This is a genomic window from Paraburkholderia sp. SG-MS1 (assembly GCF_012275575.1).
Classification (GTDB): Bacteria; Pseudomonadota; Gammaproteobacteria; order Burkholderiales; family Burkholderiaceae; genus Paraburkholderia.
The window spans coordinates 1-20,121 of record NZ_NPIH01000218.1; the positions used below are offsets into that span (position 1 = coordinate 1).

Sequence of the window (20,121 nt, forward strand, 5' to 3'; positions counted from 1 at the left end):
ACCACCCGGCACCGCGTCGTTCTGCGTCGCTGCATCTGCAGCAGAGAAACGAGATTATGGAGGTTCTTTTTCGTTTCGTCAACAACATTTTTTCGCTTTCGCTTAAAACCTGCTGGCGTCACGACCGCTGGTTTCTGCGGCGGCCCTCGTTCGGAAACGAAGGGAGGCGAATAATAGGCGAATATCCGACCTGTGACAAGCATGTGACGGAATTCCCGTCGACTTACCTACGGCTCGAGTTCAAAACGGCATCCATGGGAACCGCTGCAGCCATTGCGGCATAACCGGCATCGCTGGGATGGATGTGGTCGCCACTGTCGAAAGCCCGCTGCAGCCGATCCGGCTGCGCCCGGTCCCGCAACGCGGCGTCGAAATCCACGACGCCTTCAAACGCATGGCTGGTTCGAATCCATTGGTTGACGCTTAGCCGGATGCTCTCCCGCTCCGCTGGCAGCGATGCCGGGGTCAGCGTCGCGCCGAACACCTTCACACCGGCGCGCCGCGCGACAGTGATCACCCGCTGGTATCCGGCAATCAGGTCCGCAGCCGTCACCGCGGTATGCGGAGAGTCGCAGTCGAGCCCACTGCGAGGCGGCATCGCCGCGAAATTGATGTCATTGATGCCGATCAGCAGGATCGCCGTCCTGACGCCCGGACGCCTGAGCACATCGCGGTCGAAACGACTCGCCAGCGCGTCGCCATAACAAGGCGAGTCGCTCAGCAGCCGATTCCCACTGATCCCGAGATTGACGACCGCGATCGAACGATCGCCTGCACCGTCCAACCGACGGGCTAGCGCGTCCGGCCAGCGTCGATTCTGATTCAGACTGGAGCGCATACCGTCGGTGATCGAGTCGCCAATCGCGGCGACCGCCGCCGACGAAGCCCCTGCCTCTACCGACAACCCGCTCACCCAGATGTAGTGCGTAAACCGACCGCGGAATGCGTCCGCAGAAGCGTCCGCCGCATGATTGCCCGGCACTGACACGTAATTCACCTGACTCGATACACGGTGCCATGCCGCAACCCGCTGTTCCGGCCCCATGACTGCACTGATTGCATACGGCACGCCTTCGGCGATATCCACCGCGACGGGGTCGCTGTCCAGCTCTCCGCCTGCCGGAATGCTGACAGCAGTCCTGCCACCAAACGTCACGCGCGCCGCGCCATTTTCCACAACAGCCGCGCCGCCAGCCGAACGCGCTATGCGCAGTTCCTCGACGACAAGCGGCGTCTTGCCGTACTCGTTACTCAGATGAATTCGCGCAAACTTTCCCGACAGCGTCGGGTAAACAATCTGGCGGACAGTGCGTCCGGCGACTTCCGGTGCGCGATACAACGGCGGCAAGTCCGCTCGCTGCGGAAGAGGTTGCAGCGCCGTCGCCCATGCGGCGACCCAATGTCCCGCCAGCGGGGCGTCGGCGGCAAAAACGTTCGAGAAAGCGGCAAACTGCGCAAGCAGCGCCGCGCCGCACGCGGCGGCCAGGGTGCGAAGGGTCATTCGGGGGGTCGGTTCGAGGCCAAACGCGCATTGTGCCCGATCGCAACGGCAACCGCGGGGCGGCTGCGGACGGCCGCGAATGCACGCGCCCCATCCAACTCAAGCCGGCTGCCCGCCGGTCATTTTCAACGCAAGCGCTTCAGCAACTTCGATCCCGTCGATCGCCGCAGAGTAAATACCCCCGGCATATCCCGCTCCCTCGCCCGCCGGATACAAACCCTCGACATTCATGCTCTGATAGTCGTCCCGGCGACGCACCCGAATCGGCGACGACGTTCTCGTCTCGACGCCCGTCAGCACCGCGTCGTGCATAGCGAAGCCCGCGATTTTCTTGTCCATCTGCGGCAGCGCTTCCCGAATTGCCTCAATCACATAATCCGGCAGCGCGGTACTCAAATCGGTCGGATGCACGCCGGGTTTGTACGACGGAACCACCGAACCGAGCGACGTAGAAGGCCGCCCGGCAATGAAATCGCCGACCAGCTGGCCCGGGGCCATATAGTTGCCGCCACCGAGCTCGAACGCGCGCTCTTCCCATTTGCGCTGAAAAGCGATGCCGGCGAGCGGTCCGCCCGGGTAATCGTCCGGCGTGATGCCGACCACGATTCCCGCATTGGCGTTGCGCTCCGCCCGCGAATACTGGCTCATCCCATTGGTGACCACGCGCCCGGGCTCGGACGTCGCCGCCACCACGGTTCCGCCTGGGCACATGCAGAAGCTGTACACCGCGCGGCCGTTGCTGCAGTGATGCACGACTTTATAGTCGGCGGCGCCCAGCTGTTTATGGCCGGCAAATTTGCCGAAACGGCTGCGATCGATCAAACCCTGCGGATGTTCGATCCGGAAACCGAGCGAAAACGGCTTGGCTTCGATATAGACGCGGCGCTCGTGCAGCATCTCGAAGGTATCGCGCGCGCTGTGGCCGACCGCCAGCACGACGTGATCGCAGCGCAAGGTCTCGCCGGTCGACAGCGCCAGGCCGCGCACCTTGCCATCGTCGATGTCGATATCGTCGACGCGGGTTTCAAAGCGCACCTCGCCGCCCAACTCGTGGATGGTCGCGCGCATCTTTTCGACCATGCTGACAAGACGGAACGTGCCGATATGGGGCCGGCTCAGATACAGAATGTCTTCCGGCGCGCCGGCACGGACGAATTCATCGAGCACCTTGCGACCGTAGTGCTTCGGGTCCTTGATCTGGCTGTACAGCTTGCCGTCCGAGAACGTGCCCGCGCCGCCTTCGCCGAACTGCACATTCGACTCGGGATTGAGCACCGACTTGCGCCACAGCCCAAAGGTGTCTTTGGTGCGCTCGCGCACGGCCTTGCCGCGCTCGAGGATGATCGGTCGGAAACCCATCTGTGCGAGGATCAATCCGGCAAAGAGGCCGCATGGCCCCATGCCGATGACGACCGGGCGCAACGTGGTCAATTGCGCCGGCGCCTTCGCGACGAACCGGTAGGTCATGTCCGGCGTCGCGCCGCAGTGCGGCACGTCGGCAAGCCGCTTGAGCGCGGCCGCTTCATCCGTTACCTCGACATCGACGATGTAAGTAAGCTTGATGTCGGCGCGTTTGCGCGCGTCGTGCGCGCGCCGAAAAACGGTATAACGGATGAGCCCCTCTTCAGCCACGCCGAGTTCTGCGAGGCGCGCACGGACGGCTGCTTCGAGGGCGCTCTCGGGATGATCGAGCGGGAGTTTGATTTCGCTTAGACGTAACATGAGTACCGGGGATGCGGAAGGGCCCCCAATTGCGGCCAATTCGCAATTTTATAGGTTAAGTGCTGGCACGGACCAGCGGCGCTGAAGAGACGCCGTGACAAAACGGCCGGAACATCTATCAAGGTGGATGACATGCGCCAAAAAATCTATTAACCGACCGGTCGGTTGGTTTATACTGAGCGAACTCAGACAACTTCCGCAGAGAGCGTTCCCATGTACACGCAATCCTTGGATATTCCCGGCAATGTCGCGCCACTCGACACGGGCGCGAGTTCGCCCGAACAGACGCGGTTCGATGCGGTCATGGCCGCCGACGGCAAAATCGAGGCTCAGGACTGGATGCCCGACGCGTACCGCAAGACGCTGGTACGGCAAATTTCCCAACACGCACATTCGGAAATCGTCGGCATGCTGCCGGAGGGCAACTGGATCACGCGTGCCCCGAGCCTGAAGCGCAAAGCGATCCTGCTCGCCAAGGTGCAGGATGAAGCCGGTCACGGCCTTTACCTCTATAGCGCGGCCGAAACGCTCGGCGTGTCGCGCGATCAACTGGTCGCCGCGCTGCATTCGGGCAAGGCCAAATATTCGAGCATCTTCAATTACCCGACGCCCACGTGGGCCGACGTGGGCGTGATCGGCTGGCTGGTCGACGGTGCGGCGATCATGAACCAGATCCCGCTGTGCCGCTGCACGTATGGCCCGTATGCCCGCGCGATGATCCGCATCTGCAAGGAAGAGTCGTTCCATCAGCGCCAGGGTTTCGACGCGTTGATGTCGATGATGTCCGGCACCGACGCGCAACGCGAACTCGTCCAACAGGCGGTGAATCGCTGGTGGTGGCCGGTGCTGATGATGTTCGGCCCGAGCGACAAAGACTCGATCCATAGCAATCAGTCGTCGAAATGGGGCATCAAGCGTATTTCCAACGACGACCTGCGCCAGAAATTCGTCGACGCCACGGTCGATCAGGCCAAGGTGCTTGGCGTCACGCTGCCTGACCCCGACCTGAAATGGAACGAAGCGCGCGGCCATCACGACTACGGCGACATCGACTGGAAAGAATTCTGGCGCGTCGTGAACGGCGACGGCCCGTGCAACCGCGAGCGCCTCGCCACCCGAGTCAAAGCCCACCACGAAGGTGCCTGGGTCCGTGAAGCCGCCTTGGCCCACGCCGAAAAGCAGCGCCAGCGCGCCCAACAACACGCCGCTTGATAGACGCGGCGCGTCAGGAAGAAACAGGAGATAGAGCAATGAACAAGGAATGGCCGATCTGGGAAGTCTTCGTGCGCAGCAAGCAGGGACTCGATCATAAACACTGCGGCAGTCTGCACGCCGCCGACGCGCCGATGGCGCTGCGCATGGCGCGCGACGTCTACACGCGCCGCCAGGAAGGTGTGAGCATCTGGGTGGTGCCGTCGTCGGCAATCACGGCGTCCGCGCCGGAAGACAAGGCGGAACTGTTCGAACCGGCGGGCGACAAGATCTACCGCCACCCGACGTTCTACACACTCCCCGATGAAGTCAACCACATGTAAGCGCGGCCATGGACATCACGCCCCAACATCTCCAATACGTGCTGCGCCTCGCGGATACCGCGCTGATCCTCGGTCAGCGTAATACCGAGTGGTGCGGCCACGGTCCGATCCTTGAAGAGGACATCGCACTGTCGAACATGAGTCTCGACCTGATCGGCCAGGCGCGTCTGCTGTACACGCATGCCGCCTCGCTCGAGCAACGGCTCACCGGCAAGACCCGCACGGAGGACGACTACGCGTACTTCCGCGCCGAGCGCGAATTCGCCAACTACACGCTGGCCGAGCTGCCGCACTACGGCCCGCTGTGCGGCACCGCACAAGCCGAGAAGGACTACGCGGTCACGATCGCGCGCAACTTCCTGTATTCGACGTTGATGGCGCATCTCTGGACCGCGCTGACGACTTCCACCGACGAACAGCTTGCGGCGATCGCGTCGAAATCGATCAAGGAAACCAGCTACCACGTGCATCACGCAAGCGAGTGGCTGATCCGTTTCGGCGACGGCACCGAGGAATCGCACCGCCGCGCGCAAGCCGCGCTGGACTACCTGCTGCCGTACACGCGCGAGTTCTTCAGCGCGGACGCGGTGGAAGAGACGATCGCCGCAGCCGGCATCGGCCCGCTGACCGCGAAGCTCGAAGCCGCATGGCTCGACGACGTGCGCGCCACGCTTGCCGCGGCCACGCTGACGCTGCCCGAAGCGGTCAAGCACGTCACGACCGGCAAGCACGGCGAACATTCCGAGCACATGGGTTTCGTACTCGCCGAAATGCAAAGCCTCGCGCGCCAGCATCCTGGCGCCACCTGGTAATCCGACGATGACGACTTCGACTGCCTCGACTGCCATCGCTACGGCCGACGCCGCGCTCCAACGCGCCTGGGACGTCCTTGAAACGGTACCGGACCCGGAGATTCCGGTGGTGTCGATTCGCGAACTCGGCATTCTGCGCGATGTGCGCCGCGACGTCGACGGCACGCTCGAAGTCGTGATCACGCCGACCTATTCCGGTTGCCCCGCGATGTCGCAGATTGCCGAAGACGTCGCCCATGCGCTCGACGTCGCGCAACTCCAGCCGTATCGCATCGCCACCGTGCTCGCACCGGCCTGGACCACCGACTGGATGACTGCCGACGCCCGCGAAAAGCTGCGCGCCTACGGCATCGCGCCGCCCACGGGCAACTGCGGTTCGGCCTCGGCGCCACAGGAAAAAGTGGTGCGTTTCGTACCTCGCGCACTGCCCGCACCGTCCTGCCCCCGCTGCGGCTCGGCGCATACCGAGCGTCTCGCGCAGTTCGGCTCGACCGCTTGCAAAGCCCTGTACCGCTGCCTTGACTGCCGTGAACCCTTCGACTACTTCAAACCATACTGATATGGCCACCCCGCAATTTCATCCGCTGCGTATCCGCGAAGTGCGGCCCGAAACCGCCGACGCGGTCTCGGTCGCCTTCGAAGTCCCGGTCGAGCTGCGCGACCTTTATCGCTTCACGCAGGGCCAGTTCGTCACGCTGAAAACGCATATCGACGGAGAGGAAACGCGACGCTCGTATTCGATCTGTGTCGGCGTCACCGATTACGATCGCGACGGCGAACTGCGCATCGGCATCAAGCGCGTGCGCGGCGGGCGCTTCTCGAATTTCGCGTTCGACACGCTGCAGCCGGGCCACACGATCGACGTAATGACGCCGGATGGGCGCTTCTTCACCCATCTGAACGCCGATCAGGGGCAGCAGTACCTCGCGTTTTCGGGCGGCTCGGGCATTACACCGGTGCTGGCAATCATCAAGACGACGCTCGAAGTCGAGCCGCGCAGCACCTTTACGCTCGTGTATGGCAACCGCAGCGTCGATCAGATCATGTTCGCGGAAGAGCTCGAAGACCTGAAGAACCGCTTTATGAACCGCTTCGTGCTGTATCACGTGCTGTCCGACGATCTGCAGGACGTGGAGCTGTTCAACGGGGTGCTCGACCAGCAGAAGTGCGCGGCCTTTATTGAGAATCTGCTGCCGGCTGATGCGATCGACGAAGCCTTCATTTGCGGCCCGGGCCCGATGATGGATGCCGCCGAGGCCGCGTTGAAAGCCGCCGGCGTGCCTCAAGAGAAAGTGCACGTGGAACGCTTCGGCTCCCCGCTACCGCAAGCGGGCGTGCCGCCGGTCGAGATCACCGAAGACACGCCGGCCGCCGACCTCGAAATCGTGCTCGATGGCAAGCGACGCAAGCTGCGCCTGCCCTATCAGGGTGTGAGCGTGCTGGATGTTGGGCTGCGCGCCGGACTCGCGCTACCTTATGCCTGCAAGGGCGGCGTTTGCTGCACCTGCCGCGCGAAGGTGCTGGAAGGCGAAGTGAAAATGGAAAAGAACTACACGCTCGAAGAGCACGAAATTCGCGAGGGTTTCGTGCTGACGTGTCAATGCCATCCAATCAGCGACCGCGTGGTGGTGAGCTACGACGAACGCTGAGCCGCACGCCGCACGGAGGCCCGCGCGACGCCCGCGGCGCTTTCCGCGGCTTCGCGATCCTTTACACTAGGGGCCGCTCGCGATCGGACACCTGTCCTGGTCGACGAGCGGCCCCTTTTGTTATTGCCACAGCAAGCCACTGCTCATGAGCACGATTCACCTCACCAATGGCGACGTCGCCGCCGAATCCCTGCGCACAGCGCTCCGTGACGCAGGCCGCGACGATCGCGTGCAGTCGCTACGGGACGACCTGGCGGTCGGCCCACTGCGCGGCATCGACGACGTACCGGACGTGCGCGCGAACTTCTGGGATCGCGTCAGCGTGGACACCCGGCGGGATTTCCTGCGGGAATTCCGCGAACAGGCGGCGGCGCTGGACAACATCGCGCGCAGCGAAGCGAATCTGGTGGTCTGGCATGGCGAAAGCGCGGCGGATCAACTGATGCTGCGCCGTGTGTGCTATCACCTGCGCAACAACCCGCAGCGCCTGAACGAGGTGCGTCTGTCGATTCGCGACCTGACCGATCCGGGCGCGTGGGCGCACAGCCGCCGGGATCGGGCGACCTCGGTCGGCATGTTTGCGCCTGCCGTGCTGCAAGCGCGTCTGGCTGACGCCGCGCCGATTTCCGTGCTGCGCATCAGCCGGCTCGCGCTCGAATGGCAGGAGGTCAAGCACGCGAACGGTGAAACACGCCGCTGGCGCGACAACACGTTCACGAGCGGCAGCTTTGCCGATCTGGACGCGCTGATTCTCGAGCGCATCACCGACGACTGGCAACCTGCCGCCCGCGTCGCCGCCGAACTGATGAGCGCCGAGCTCTGGTTTCTGGTGAGCGACAGCGTCGTGCTGTGGCGCCTGCGCGAAATGGCCTCGACGAGGCGCATCAAGCTGCGCGGCGACACCGGCGCGTGGCGCACACTGGAGTTGTGCACGGCGCGCGCTCCCTGCCCAAACTAATAAAACCGAAGACTATGGCCCGCACCCGCGCCCCCGACCACGAAACCCAACGCGAACAGATTCTCGAACTGGCGGCGGCGAAATTCGCCCAAACCAGCTATCCCAGCACGTCGATGGCAGATCTGGCCGCCGCGAGCGGGACCTCGAAAGCACGGCTGTACCACTACTACGCGAGCAAGGAAGCGATCCTGTTCGACCTGCTCGATCGCTACACGAAACGGCTGATGCTGATCATCGCCGAGGTGGAAGGCGCCAGCCAGCGGCGCGGCCTGACCGAGCGGGAAACCTTCGCCGAGCTGATCCGGGCCTTTCTGTCCGAGTATGAAACCTCGCATAGCCGGCACGTCGCGCTCTTGAACGACGTGAAATATCTGGTCGACACCCAGCGCGAGGTGATTCTGAACCGCCAGCGCGACGTGGTCGCAGCCTTTGCGCGGCAGTTGGCGCGCGCCTACCCGGAGCGCGCCACGCGCGAGAATCAGACCGCCCTCACCATGATGGTGTTCGGCATGATCAACTGGACGTTCACCTGGCTGAAGCCCGACGGCCGCATGGGCTACCGTGAATTCGCGGAACAGGTGGTCGGCATGGTGGATCACGGTTTAAGCACGCCCCCAACGAAATGACGCAGAGCAGCAACGGGACAAAGCATCCCCTTGCGCGGCGCCCTAGGCATGTGGCATAGACGCGACGAACGCTCGTTCAATTTATTTTTTCTTACAAATCAATCAATTAAAAATAGGGCGCAAGTTTTTTAGGCATTCTCTTCAGATTTTGATACGGGTTTTCCCTGGTGAGCAACTCCGGTTTCCGCTAAAATGGATTTTGCGGCGCACCAAGCCGCTCAATTAAAAGGAGAACCCGACCATGAACATGATGCCCCCCCGCGCCGCAGAGCCGATCGTCCCGCACGATCGCGCGTCGCGGCCAGCTGGCCGCGCACCTGCTCTGGTCCGTGAACTCACGGCAGTCGATCGCGAACGGCTGCTGGTCCATTTCCTCGCGCTCGACGAAGACGACCGTCTCCTGCGCTTCGGCCAGATCGTGCCGGACCACGTCATCGAAAACTACGTCCGCGCAATCGACTTCACGCGCGACACCGTTTTTGGCGTGTTCAACAGCAAACTGGAACTCACGGGCGTCGGGCACCTCGCCTATCTGCCCGCCGAAGGCGACAAGCGCACGGCCGAATTTGGCGTATCGGTGCTGGAAAGCGTGCGCGGCCAAGGCATCGGTTCGAAGCTTTTCGAGCGCGCCGCCATCCGCAGCCGCAACACGCACGTCACGGTGCTGTACATCCACTGCCTCTCGCGAAACACCACGATGATGCACATCGCGAAGAAGGCCGGCATGAAGATCGAGTACGCGTACGGCGAAGCAGACGCTTATCTGACGCTGTCGCCGGCGGATCAGTCGAGCATCATCGCGGAGATGCTGCAGGAGCAGGCTGCCGTATTCGACTACGCGCTCAAGCGCCAGGCGCGTCATGCATCCAGGTTGTTCGAGTCGTTCCTGCCGACGGCCGCCGCGGCCTGAAAAGCCTAGGCCGCGCCTCGGCTTCGGAGAAATGATAAGAGGGCAGCCATGCGGCTGCCCTTTTTGTTGTTGACTGGCTCGCTACACCGTCATGTTCATAAGATCGGCAATGCCGTCGTCTCTTTAAACTTTTCGAGCGCGAAGCTGGTTTTCACGTCGATCACCGACGGATGGTGCAGCAGCTGATCCTGCACAAAGCGCGAAAAGTGCGCCATGTCCTCCACCTGGACCCGCAGCAGATAATCCATATCGCCCGTCATGGCGTGACACGCGACCACCTCTGGCCACGCCTGGACCGCCGCACGAAACAGATCGGCATGCGTCGCGTCGCCACGCGGACTGGGCGCCGAACCGCCGCGCTTTTCCAGCCGCACATTCACGTAGGCGAGCAAGCCTAGACCAAGATGCTGTGCATCGAGCAAGGCGACATAGCCGCGAATGACGCCGCTCTCTTCCAGCCGACGAATACGCCGCAGACACGGGCTCGCCGAGAGATTGACGCGCTCGGCAATCTCCTGATTCGACAACCGCCCATTCTCCTGGAGGATTGCGAGAATGCGCCTGTCGATGGCATCGATCTCAACTTTGGCCATTTTCTGCCGCCTCTCTCGCAAAACAGGATAGAAAATAGCTCAAGCGTATCGACACGCAATTAAATTCGCAAGTTTTCGTCTCGCGGCGGACTTTACACTTGCTTTATCCGGTCGCACTCAATCACCCATCCTCGCTCGCGCAATCCGCCGGCGCACATCAACCATCTTGCATGGGACCCGAGTCAGGCGCACAAGCGCCGGCTCCGGTCGACAGGAGACAGACAATGCAGGTTTCAACCTGGGACAATCCGGTCGGCACTGACGGCTTCGAGTTCATCGAATACACCGCACCGGACCCCAAAGCGCTAGGCAAACTCTTCGAACAGATGGGCTTCACCGCCGTCGCACGGCATCGTCATAAAGACGTGACGTTGTATCGCCAGGGCGAGATCAATTTCATCGTCAACGGGGAGCCGGATTCGTTCGCGCAGCGCTTCGCGCGCCTGCATGGCCCGTCGATCTGTGCGATCGCGTTTCGCGTGCAGGACTCGGCCAAAGCCTACAAGCAGGCCCTGGAAAAAGGCGCCTGGGGCTTCGACAACAAGACCGGTCCGATGGAACTGAACATTCCGGCGATCAAAGGCATCGGCGACTCGCTGATCTATTTCGTCGACCGCTGGCGCGGCAAGAACGGCGCGCAGCCAGATAGCATCGGCAACATCGACATTTACGACGTCGACTTCGAACCCATTGCTGGCGCGAATCCGAACCCGGTTGGGCACGGCCTGACCTACATCGACCATCTGACACACAACGTGCATCGCGGCCGCATGCAGGAATGGGCGGAGTTTTACGAGCGCCTGTTCAACTTCCGCGAAGTGCGTTACTTCGACATTGAAGGCAAGGTGACGGGCGTGAAGTCAAAGGCGATGACTTCACCGTGCGGCAAGATCCGGATTCCGATCAATGAAGAAGGCTCGGAAACGGCAGGCCAGATTCAGGAGTATCTGGACGCGTATCACGGCGAAGGCATTCAGCACATTGCGCTCGGCACCAACGACATTTACCGCACGGTGGACGGCCTGCGCGCGGCGAACATTTCGTTGCTCGATACGATCGACACTTACTACGAACTCGTCGATCGGCGCGTGCCGAATCATGGCGAGCCGCTCGACGAACTGAAGAAGCGCAAGATCCTGATCGACGGCGCGCCGGAAGATCTCTTGCTGCAGATCTTCACCGAAAACCAGATCGGCCCGATCTTCTTCGAGATCATTCAGCGCAAGGGCAACCAGGGCTTCGGCGAGGGCAATTTCAAGGCATTGTTCGAATCGATCGAACTGGATCAGATTCGCCGCGGCGTGGTGCAGGACAAGGTCTAATGCCGACACGCAAGCAGAAATGAAAAGGGCGAGGATCTTGCGATCCTCGCCCTTTTCATTTGCGCCGTTGCCTCGAGTGACATTCGAGAGGACAACGGCCGGTTATCAACCGACACGCCGCTTCAGCGGCACATCACGAATTCTGGTTTCCCTCGTCCGTTTTCGAGGAACGCGAAATGCGGTCCATGGCAATGCTCGCGGGCGCAACCTGCGCCGTTCGGCTCATCGCGTTCGAGAGCGCCCCCGCGCTGCCCGGGTTCGAGCGCACCGGCGCGCTCACGGCGAAGAAGGCTGCTGAGACCATCAGGAAGGTCTGGATGTTTCTGGTGTTCATGCGTACTCCTTTTCTAACTGCCCTGCTGTCCTGAAGCTCCACCGAATGCGGAGCGTTACGTAGACATTGCTCACAGGTGGGAGTTAGACAGGAAATTGAACTGCGGTTCCGTGAATTGGTAGCTTTTACAGCTTGTTACAGGGCCGGTGCGTCAACTGACGCCAAGCGAACCCCAAGCTGCGTGGCATCGTCTCGCACGCATCTGCGAAGCCCTTTCTGGGATGGCTTTTTGGCATGCTGCGGCGGGTTTCCACCAGTGCTACCATCCCCTGAAACACGTCAATATGACGGCCCCGGCCCTTCGCATTCACAAGATGCCACGGCCCAAAAAAGTTTTGGTGATCCCAAACTGAGTGGAGGAGTACACATAATGAATGCCCCGCTAGACGCAGGTCAGCGAGCCTCGCTCGAAGCCGCGTTGTCTTCCGTCACGCTCGACGACAAATACACCCTCGAACGCGGCCGCGCGTACATGAGCGGCATCCAGGCGCTGGTGCGTCTGCCAATGCTGCAACAGGAACGCGACAAGGCCGCCGGACTCAATACCGCCGGCTTCATCTCCGGGTACCGTGGATCGCCACTCGGCGGACTCGACCAATCTTTGTGGAAGGCGAAGCAGCATCTCGCCGCGCATCAGGTCGTGTTCCAGCCGGGCGTCAACGAAGACCTCGCGGCCACCGCCGTCTGGGGTTCGCAACAGGTCAACCTGTACCCGAGCGCCAAATACGACGGCGTGTTCTCGATGTGGTACGGCAAGGGGCCGGGCGTCGATCGCACCGGCGATGTCTTCAAGCACGGCAATTCGGCCGGCTCTGCGCGCCACGGCGGCGTCCTCGTCCTCGCCGGCGACGACCACGCGGCCAAATCCTCGACGCTCGCGCATCAGTCCGAGCACATCTTCAAGGCATGCGGGCTGCCGGTGCTGTTTCCGTCGAACGTCCAGGAATATCTCGACTTCGGTCTGCATGGCTGGGCGATGAGCCGCTACTCCGGCCTATGGGTGGCGATGAAGTGCGTGACCGACGTGGTCGAATCGTCCGCTTCGGTGGATATCGACCCGCACCGCACGAAGATCATCCTGCCGGAAGACTTCGCGATGCCGGACGGCGGCCTGAATATTCGCTGGCCCGATCCGCCGCTGGTGCAGGAAGCGCGTCTGCTCGACTACAAGTGGTACGCCGCGCTTGCCTATGTGCGCGCGAACAAGCTGGACCGTGTCGAAATCGATTCGCCGCATGCGCGCTTTGGCATCATGACCGGCGGCAAGGCCTATCTCGATGTGCGTCAGGCACTGACCGACCTCGGCCTCGATGACGAAACCTGTTCGCGCATCGGCATCCGGCTCTACAAGGTCGGCTGCGTCTGGCCGCTCGAAGCGCAAGGCGCGCAGGCATTCGCGCGCGGTCTCGACGAAATCCTCGTGGTCGAAGAGAAGCGCCAGATTCTCGAATACGCGATTAAAGAAGAGCTTTACAACTGGCCCGACGCCCAGCGCCCGCGCGTGTTCGGCAAGTTCGACGAAAAGGATGGCGCGGGCGGCGAATGGTCGGTGCCGATGGGCAACTGGCTGTTGCCGGCGCATTACGAATTGTCGCCGGCGATCATCGCCAAGGCGATCGCCACGCGGCTCGACAAGTTCGATCTGCCGTCGGACGTACGCGCGCGCATTGCCGCGCGCATCGCCGTCATCGAAGCGAAAGAAAAGGCGCTCGCGCGCCCGCGTGTGGAAGCCGAACGCAAGCCGTGGTTCTGCTCGGGCTGCCCGCACAACACGTCGACCAATGTGCCAGAAGGCTCGCGTGCAATGGCCGGCATCGGTTGCCATTACATGACGGTGTGGATGGATCGCAGCACCAGCACGTTCAGCCAGATGGGCGGCGAAGGCGTCGCGTGGATCGGCCAGGCGCCGTTCAGCAACGACAAGCACGTGTTCGCCAATCTCGGCGACGGCACCTACTTCCACTCCGGCCTGCTGGCGATTCGCGCGGCGATCGCGTCGAAGGCGAACATCACCTACAAGCTGCTTTATAACGACGCGGTTGCCATGACCGGCGGCCAACCTGTGGACGGTGTGCTCACCGTGCCGCAGATCACGCATCAGCTCGCCGCTGAAGGGGCGACGAAAATCGTGATAGTCACCGACGAGCCGGAAAAGTATTCGGCGAATGTCGGCCTCGCGCCGGGCATCGACATCCACCATCGCGACAAACTCGACGAAGTGCAGCGTCAGCTGCGCGAAATTCCCGGCACCACGATCCTGATCTACGACCAGACGTGCGCCACCGAGAAGCGCCGCCGCAGGAAACGCGGCACCTATCCGGACCCGGCGCGGCGCGTCGTGATCAACGAGGCCGTGTGCGAAGGCTGCGGCGATTGCTCGGTGAAGTCGAACTGTTTGTCCGTCGAACCGCTCGATACCGAGTACGGCACCAAACGCCAGATCAACCAGTCGACGTGCAACAAGGACTTCTCGTGCGTAAATGGCTTCTGCCCAAGCTTCGTCTCCGTTGAAGGCGGTCAGTTGCGCAAGCCGAAGGCGGCTTCAGGCGTCGGCGACGACGCGATGCCGCCGGTGCCGGAGCCCGAACTGCCGTCGATCGACCGTCCTTATGGCGTGCTGGTTACCGGCGTCGGCGGCACAGGCGTCGTGACGATCGGCGCACTGCTCGGTATGGCCGCGCATCTGGAGAACAAGGGCGTCACCGTGCTCGACGTCACCGGCCTCGCGCAGAAAGGCGGCGCCGTGATGAGCCACGTGCAGATCGCGACAAACCCCGCCGACATCCACGCGACCCGCATCGCGATGGGCGAAGCGAGTCTCGTGATCGGGTGCGATGCGATCGTCACCGCCAGCGACGAATGCGTGTCGCGGATGCAGGCGGGCCGCACGCGCGTGGTGTTGAACAGCGCGCATACGCCGACTGCCGAGCTGATCAAGAATCCGAACTGGCGCTTCCCTGGCACCAGCACGGAAGCCGACGTGCGGGCCGGCGCCGGCGACGATGGCGTCGCTACGGTCGATGCGAATCACTTCGCGCTCGCACTGCTCGGCGATGCGATCTACACGAACCCGTTCGTGCTCGGCTACGCGTGGCAGCGGGGCTGGGTGCCGCTCACGCATCAGTCGCTGATGCGCGCGATCGAGTTGAACAACGTGCAGATCGAGAAGAACCGCGCGGCCTTCGAGTGGGGCCGGCGTGCCGCGCAAGATCTGGCCGCGGTGCGCAAGCTCGTGCAATCGCAGGGACGCGGCGCGGCGGCGGAAACGGCGAGCAGCAAGATCATCGCGCTGCATACACCCAAGGCGCTCGACACGCTGATCGACAAGCGCGTCGACTACCTCGCGGCGTGGCAAAACCGCGCGTATGCCGAGCGCTATCGCGCGCTGGTGTCGGACGTGCGGACGGCGGAAGCGGCGCTCGAACCGGTCGACGGCCAGTTGCCGCTGACCGAGGCGGTCGCCAGGAATCTGCACAAGCTGATGGCGTACAAGGATGAGTACGAAGTCGCACGCCTGTACAGCGACCCGGCATTTATCGAAAAACTGAAGGCGAATTTCGAGGGTGACTGGAAGCTGCACATCCACCTCGCGCCGCCGACGTTTTCGAAAAAGGACTCGCAGGGCCATCTCGTGAAGAAGAAGTACGGCCCGTGGGTCTTCAGCGCGATGCACGTGCTCGCCAAACTGAAGTTTTTGCGCGGCACGGCGTTCGACGTGTTTGGCAAGACGGAGGAGCGTCGTACGGAGCGCGCGCTGATCGTCGAGTATGAAGCGCTGGTGCGCGAACTGATCGGCGGGCTGAGCGCGCAGAAGCGTGAGCTGGCGCTTGAACTGGCGAATCTGCCGGACGGCATCCGCGGTTATGGTCACGTGAAGGAAAACAACCTGAAGGGCGTGCATATCAAATGGAACGAGTTGCTGACGCGCTGGCGCTCGCCGGAGGCGGGCAAGACGCAACATGCTGCGTGAGCGTGAAAGCGCAAGCCTGATCACTTGACCGGTTCATCGGTCTGGGTTGGAAATGGAAAAGGCGGTGGCCCTCACGGACCACCGCCTTTTTTTGCCTGCGATTCCTTCCACGATAAAAAACGCCATGGAACTACTTCCGTGGCATTCTCCCCGTCGGTTCTCGGCAGCGCATGCGTTGGAACACGCCCCGCCTCAACCTTCAGGCCATGCGCGTTACTTCGCGTTCACCGGCTTGCGCGCGTTTGCCGAAGCCACCGCCGTCATGTTGATGATCCGGCGCACCGTCGCAGCGGGCGTCAGCACATGCACCGGCTTTTCCGCGCCAAGCAGGAAGGGGCCGACTGTCACGCCTTCACCGCCGACCATCTTCAGCAGGTTGTACGCGATATTCGCCGCTTCGACATTCGGCATGATCAGCAGATTCGCTTCGCCGGTCAGCGTCGTGCCCGGGAACGCGGCCTTGCGAACCACTTCCGACAACGCGGCATCGCCGTGCATCTCGCCGTCGATTTCCAGCGTCGGCGCGCGTTCCGCAATCAGCTTGCGCGCCGCGGCCATGCGTTGCGACGACGAAGACGGGGCGCTGCCGAAGTTCGAATTCGACAGCAACGCGACCTTCGGCGTGATACCGAACTTCTCGATCTCGCGCGAAGCCAGCATCGTCATGTCGGCGAGCTGTTCAGCGGTCGGCGTTTCGTTCACGTACGTGTCGCAGATGAACAGGTTGCGGCCCGGCAGCATCAGCAAATTCATCGCGGCGAAGTTCTGCACGTTGTCCGCCTTGCCCAGCACCTGCTCGATGAACTTCAGGTGCGTGTGGTACTGGCCGATCATCCCGCAGATCATGCCGTCGGCTTCGCCGAGACGCACGAGGATCGCGCCGATCAGCGTATTGAACTTGCGCATCGCGGCCTTCGCGACGTCCGGCGTGACACCTTCGCGCGCGCCGAGTTCGTGATACGCCTGCCAGCATTTCTGATAGCGCGGATCGTCTTCCGGATCGACGATCTCGACGTCTTCGCCGCACTTGAGCTTCGAGCCCATTTTCTTCAGACGCATCTCGATCACCGACGGACGGCCGACCAGAATCGGCTTGGCGATTTTTTCCAGCAGCACGAATTGCGCGGCGCGCAGCACGCGCTCGTCTTCACCTTCGGCGAACACGATGCGCGCCGGCTCCGACTTCGCCGCCGCGAACACCGGACGCATCACCATGCCGGTGCGATACACGGTCGTGCCGAGTTCTTCGCGGTACGCGTCCATGTCCTTGATCGGACGGGTCGCGACGCCCGAATCCATCGCGGCCTGCGCGACAGCCGGTGCGATCTTGATGATCAAGCGCGGATCGAACGGCTTCGGAATCAGGTATTCCGGGCCGAATTCCAGCGAGTGGCCTTCGTACGCCTTCGCGACTTCATCGCCCTGATCGGTTTCTTCGGCCAGCTCGGCAATCGCGCGCACGCACGCGAGCTTCATTTCTTCGGTGATCGTGGTTGCGCCGACATCCAGCGCGCCACGGAAGATGAACGGGAAGCACAGCACGTTGTTGACCTGGTTCGGATAGTCCGAACGGCCCGTCGCGATGATGCAGTCCGGGCGAACCTTCCTGGCTTCTTCCGGGCGGATTTCCGGCTCGGGATTCGCCAGCGCCAGAATCAGCGGCTGGGTGCCCATGTCAACGACCATTTCCGGCTTCAGCACGCCGGCGCTCGAACAGCCGAGGAACACGTCGGCGCCGCGAATGGCGTCGGCCAGCGTGCGCGCTTCGGTGTTCGCCGCGTAGCGCTCCTTCGACGGATCGAGATTGCCGCGGCCTTCGTAGATCACACCTTTGGAATCGGTGACGAGAATGTTCTTCTTCGACAGCCCGAGATTCACCAGCAGATCCAGACAGGCGATAGCCGCCGCGCCCGCGCCCGAACACACCAGCTTCACTTCGTCGAGCTTCTTGCCGACCACTTTCAGGCCGTTCAGGATCGCCGCCGACGCGATGATCGCGGTGCCGTGCTGATCGTCGTGGAAGACCGGAATCTTCATGCGCTCACGCAGCTTCTTCTCGATGTAGAAGCACTCGGGCGCCTTGATGTCTTCGAGGTTGATGCCGCCGAGCGTGGGCTCGAGCATTGCGATCGCTTCGACCAGCTTGTCCGGATCGGACTCGGACAGTTCGATGTCGAACACGTCGATGCCGGCAAACTTTTTGAACAGACAACCCTTGCCTTCCATCACCGGCTTCGCGGCGAGCGGGCCGATGTTGCCGAGGCCGAGCACGGCCGTGCCATTGGTGATCACGCCAACCAGGTTGCCGCGCGAGGTGTACTTCTGAGCGTCGAGCGGTTCGTCGTAGATCGCCATGCAGGCTGCGGCGACACCCGGCGAATACGCGAGCGACAGATCGAGCTGATTAGATAGCGGCTTGGTGGGCGTAACCGAAATCTTGCCGGGTTTCGGATTCTGGTGGTATGCGAGAGCGCTTTGCTTAAGTTGTTCGTCCATTTTTTTGGCCTGCGAGACGTAAGAAATTGGGCCCGGCACACCGCACGGCCGGCGTCGCCTGCATCTGTCGAATGAAGCGCCGACCGAGGCGGTTTTGCGCATGCGCCGGGTAGGCGTAGCGTTGAACCGCGACGACGAACAGGGCAAGGCGAGGGCAATGCGGAGTGCTTCGCGGGTCGGTTAGTGTACACCCCGCATGCGACGATGCACTGAGTGGTTAACACGACTCGCCATCGGCGAAACAAGGGCTGGCGATGCTGCGACGCCGCACGTCTCGCGCCGTTTGTCGTCCACCAGTGACGCGCGGGCCATCCCAGGCCGCGACGCTCATTCGAGCTCGGCGCCGCGTCGTTCGCGGATCAGAAACAGTGTCGCGAAGATGTCGAGCAGATAGATTGACGCAAGCAAGGCGAGCGCCGCGCCGAACGAATAACGTGCGGCCAACGCGCCCACCACCACCGGCCCAAACCCGCCGACCGCCCGGCCGACGTTGAACAGCACGTTCTGGGCAGTGGCGCGCGCATCGGTCGGATAGAGCTCGGAAATCAGCGCGCCATAACCACCGATCATTCCATTGACGAACACGCCCATCGCCGCGCCGCCGATCAACAGCGCCATCGGTGTGCTCAGGTGCGCGTAGATGAACACCATCACTACGGCACCCGCCTGGTAGAACAGAAAAGTTGGCTTGCGGCCGAAGCGATCGGCGGCGACGCCGAACAGCCAGATGCCGCTCGCCATGCCGAGTATGGTGGCCGCGGTCCAGATGCCGGATTTGGTCAGCGAATAGCCGAACGTCTGCGACAGATAGCTCGGAAGCCAGATCATGAGGCCGTAGTAGCCGAAGTTCTGCACCGAACACAGGATCGCCACGCCGATGCTGGCGCGCGTGGTGCGACCATCGGCGACCAGCAGCTTGAACGGCAGCTTGCGCATGCCGCGCGCCACGCGCTCGTTGAAGAGCGCCGGCTCCTCGACGCGGCACCGCACGAAGAACGAGACGACGGCGGGCAGCAGCCCGAGGGCGAACATGCCGCGCCAGCCGATCAGCGGCAATAACAGCGGGGTCAGCAAAGCGGCCGCCAGCACGCCAGCCTGCCAGCCGAGCCCGACATATGACGATGCGCGCGCCCGCTGCGACGCGGGCCACGCTTCGGCCACCAGCGCCATGCCGATGCCGAATTCGCCGCCCAGTCCAATGCCGGCGATGGTCCGATATACAAGCAGGTCCGTATAACCCTGCGCCAGCGCGCACAGGCCGGTGAAGACGGCGAAAAGCAGGATCGTCCAGGTCAGCATCCGCACGCGGCCGAAATAATCGCTCAGCACACCGAAGATCAAACCGCCCGCGACCGCGCCGATTAGCGTCCATGTGACGAGCGAGCCAGCCTGGGTGGAGGTCAGATGCAGGTCGGCCGCGATTACCGGCAGCATGAAACCGAGGATCAGCAGATCGAAGCCGTCCATCGCATAACCAAGCGCCGACGCGAGCAGCGCGCGGCCCGCATAGCCATTTTTCGCGGGGACGCGGGTGTCGGTGGTGGAGTAGGCGGCGGTCATTGAAAGCATTCCGTAGGTCGAGGGCACGGGGGCGCCCGAGAAATTCGCGTGAGTGTAAAGGCGCCTCTGACTGCTCACAAGCGACCAAAATGCGGCGGGCGCGCTCCGGCGCGGATTCGACGGCCGGCGCCGG

16 protein-coding genes are annotated in these 20,121 nt (G+C 62.6%); 10 read left to right on the forward strand and 6 right to left on the reverse strand.

The genetic code is table 11. The annotated features are described in order from the left end of the window. Positions 1–223 precede the first annotated feature (223 nt). Both CIC12_RS18555 and CIC12_RS18560 read right to left on the reverse strand, forming a co-directional pair. Entirely contained in the window at positions 224–1,501 is a 1,278-nt protein-coding gene (locus CIC12_RS18555; RefSeq protein WP_168665729.1) for an SGNH/GDSL hydrolase family protein, read from the reverse strand. A 99-nt stretch (positions 1,502–1,600) separates the two neighbouring features. Further along, positions 1,601–3,223 (reverse strand): NAD(P)/FAD-dependent oxidoreductase, encoded by a 1,623-nt coding sequence (locus tag CIC12_RS18560; RefSeq protein WP_168665731.1) that lies wholly within the window; start codon positions 3,221–3,223, stop codon positions 1,601–1,603. 213 nt (positions 3,224–3,436) lie between these two features. On the opposite strand from CIC12_RS18560, the gene paaA reads away from it, so the two are divergent. From paaA to CIC12_RS18600, 8 genes are all read left to right on the forward strand, one after another. Then, positions 3,437–4,435 carry a 1,2-phenylacetyl-CoA epoxidase subunit PaaA gene (paaA, locus tag CIC12_RS18565; RefSeq protein ID WP_168665733.1) on the forward strand — a complete coding sequence of 333 codons (999 nt, stop codon included), beginning with the start codon at positions 3,437–3,439 and terminating at the stop codon, positions 4,433–4,435. A 38-nt stretch (positions 4,436–4,473) separates the two neighbouring features. Next, on the forward strand, positions 4,474–4,758 hold the full coding sequence (gene paaB / locus CIC12_RS18570; RefSeq protein ID WP_007179854.1) for a 1,2-phenylacetyl-CoA epoxidase subunit PaaB: 285 nt from the start codon (positions 4,474–4,476) through the stop codon (positions 4,756–4,758). Positions 4,759–4,766: 8 nt separating this feature from the next. Continuing rightward, positions 4,767–5,570 carry a 1,2-phenylacetyl-CoA epoxidase subunit PaaC gene (gene paaC / locus CIC12_RS18575; protein ID WP_168665735.1) on the forward strand — a complete coding sequence of 268 codons (804 nt, stop codon included), beginning with the start codon at positions 4,767–4,769 and terminating at the stop codon, positions 5,568–5,570. Positions 5,571–5,577: 7 nt separating this feature from the next. Further along, on the forward strand, positions 5,578–6,129 hold the full coding sequence (gene paaD, locus CIC12_RS18580; protein ID WP_168665737.1) for a 1,2-phenylacetyl-CoA epoxidase subunit PaaD: 552 nt from the start codon (positions 5,578–5,580) through the stop codon (positions 6,127–6,129). A 1-nt stretch (position 6,130) separates the two neighbouring features. Continuing rightward, complete coding sequence (gene paaE / locus CIC12_RS18585; protein ID WP_168665739.1) at positions 6,131–7,219, forward strand: 1,2-phenylacetyl-CoA epoxidase subunit PaaE; 1,089 nt, start codon at positions 6,131–6,133, stop codon at positions 7,217–7,219. Between the two features lie 145 nt (positions 7,220–7,364). Next, on the forward strand, positions 7,365–8,177 hold the full coding sequence (locus CIC12_RS18590) for a DUF1835 domain-containing protein (RefSeq protein ID WP_168665741.1): 813 nt from the start codon (positions 7,365–7,367) through the stop codon (positions 8,175–8,177). 14 nt (positions 8,178–8,191) lie between these two features. Then, positions 8,192–8,803: a TetR/AcrR family transcriptional regulator gene (locus CIC12_RS18595; RefSeq protein WP_168665822.1), complete on the forward strand. Its 612-nt coding sequence runs from the start codon at positions 8,192–8,194 to the stop codon at positions 8,801–8,803. 241 nt (positions 8,804–9,044) lie between these two features. Continuing rightward, positions 9,045–9,713: a GNAT family N-acetyltransferase gene (locus tag CIC12_RS18600; RefSeq protein WP_168665743.1), complete on the forward strand. Its 669-nt coding sequence runs from the start codon at positions 9,045–9,047 to the stop codon at positions 9,711–9,713. 95 nt (positions 9,714–9,808) lie between these two features. Here the strand turns inward: CIC12_RS18600 and CIC12_RS18605 are convergent, their stop codons facing one another. After that, on the reverse strand, positions 9,809–10,306 hold the full coding sequence (locus tag CIC12_RS18605; protein ID WP_168665745.1) for an Lrp/AsnC family transcriptional regulator: 498 nt from the start codon (positions 10,304–10,306) through the stop codon (positions 9,809–9,811). 224 nt (positions 10,307–10,530) lie between these two features. Here CIC12_RS18605 and hppD point away from each other — a divergent pair, with 224 nt between their 5' ends. Further along, positions 10,531–11,628: a 4-hydroxyphenylpyruvate dioxygenase gene (hppD, locus tag CIC12_RS18610; RefSeq protein ID WP_168665747.1), complete on the forward strand. Its 1,098-nt coding sequence runs from the start codon at positions 10,531–10,533 to the stop codon at positions 11,626–11,628. A 133-nt stretch (positions 11,629–11,761) separates the two neighbouring features. On the opposite strand, the gene CIC12_RS18615 is transcribed toward hppD, so the two are convergent. Further along, the gene (locus CIC12_RS18615; protein WP_168665749.1) at positions 11,762–11,962 is read right to left on the reverse strand and encodes a hypothetical protein; all 201 of its coding nucleotides are present in this window, start codon (positions 11,960–11,962) and stop codon (positions 11,762–11,764) included. 370 nt (positions 11,963–12,332) lie between these two features. Between CIC12_RS18615 and CIC12_RS18620 the strand changes: the two genes are divergently transcribed. Then, positions 12,333–15,932 (forward strand): indolepyruvate ferredoxin oxidoreductase family protein, encoded by a 3,600-nt coding sequence (locus CIC12_RS18620; RefSeq protein WP_168665751.1) that lies wholly within the window; start codon positions 12,333–12,335, stop codon positions 15,930–15,932. 213 nt (positions 15,933–16,145) lie between these two features. On the opposite strand, the gene CIC12_RS18625 is transcribed toward CIC12_RS18620, so the two are convergent. After that, a complete protein-coding gene (locus CIC12_RS18625) occupies positions 16,146–18,428 on the reverse strand; it encodes an NADP-dependent malic enzyme (RefSeq protein WP_168665753.1) in 2,283 nt (760 codons plus the stop codon). Positions 18,429–18,755: 327 nt separating this feature from the next. Further along, positions 18,756–19,988 carry an MFS transporter gene (locus CIC12_RS18630; protein ID WP_168665755.1) on the reverse strand — a complete coding sequence of 411 codons (1,233 nt, stop codon included), beginning with the start codon at positions 19,986–19,988 and terminating at the stop codon, positions 18,756–18,758. Positions 19,989–20,121 lie beyond the last annotated feature (133 nt).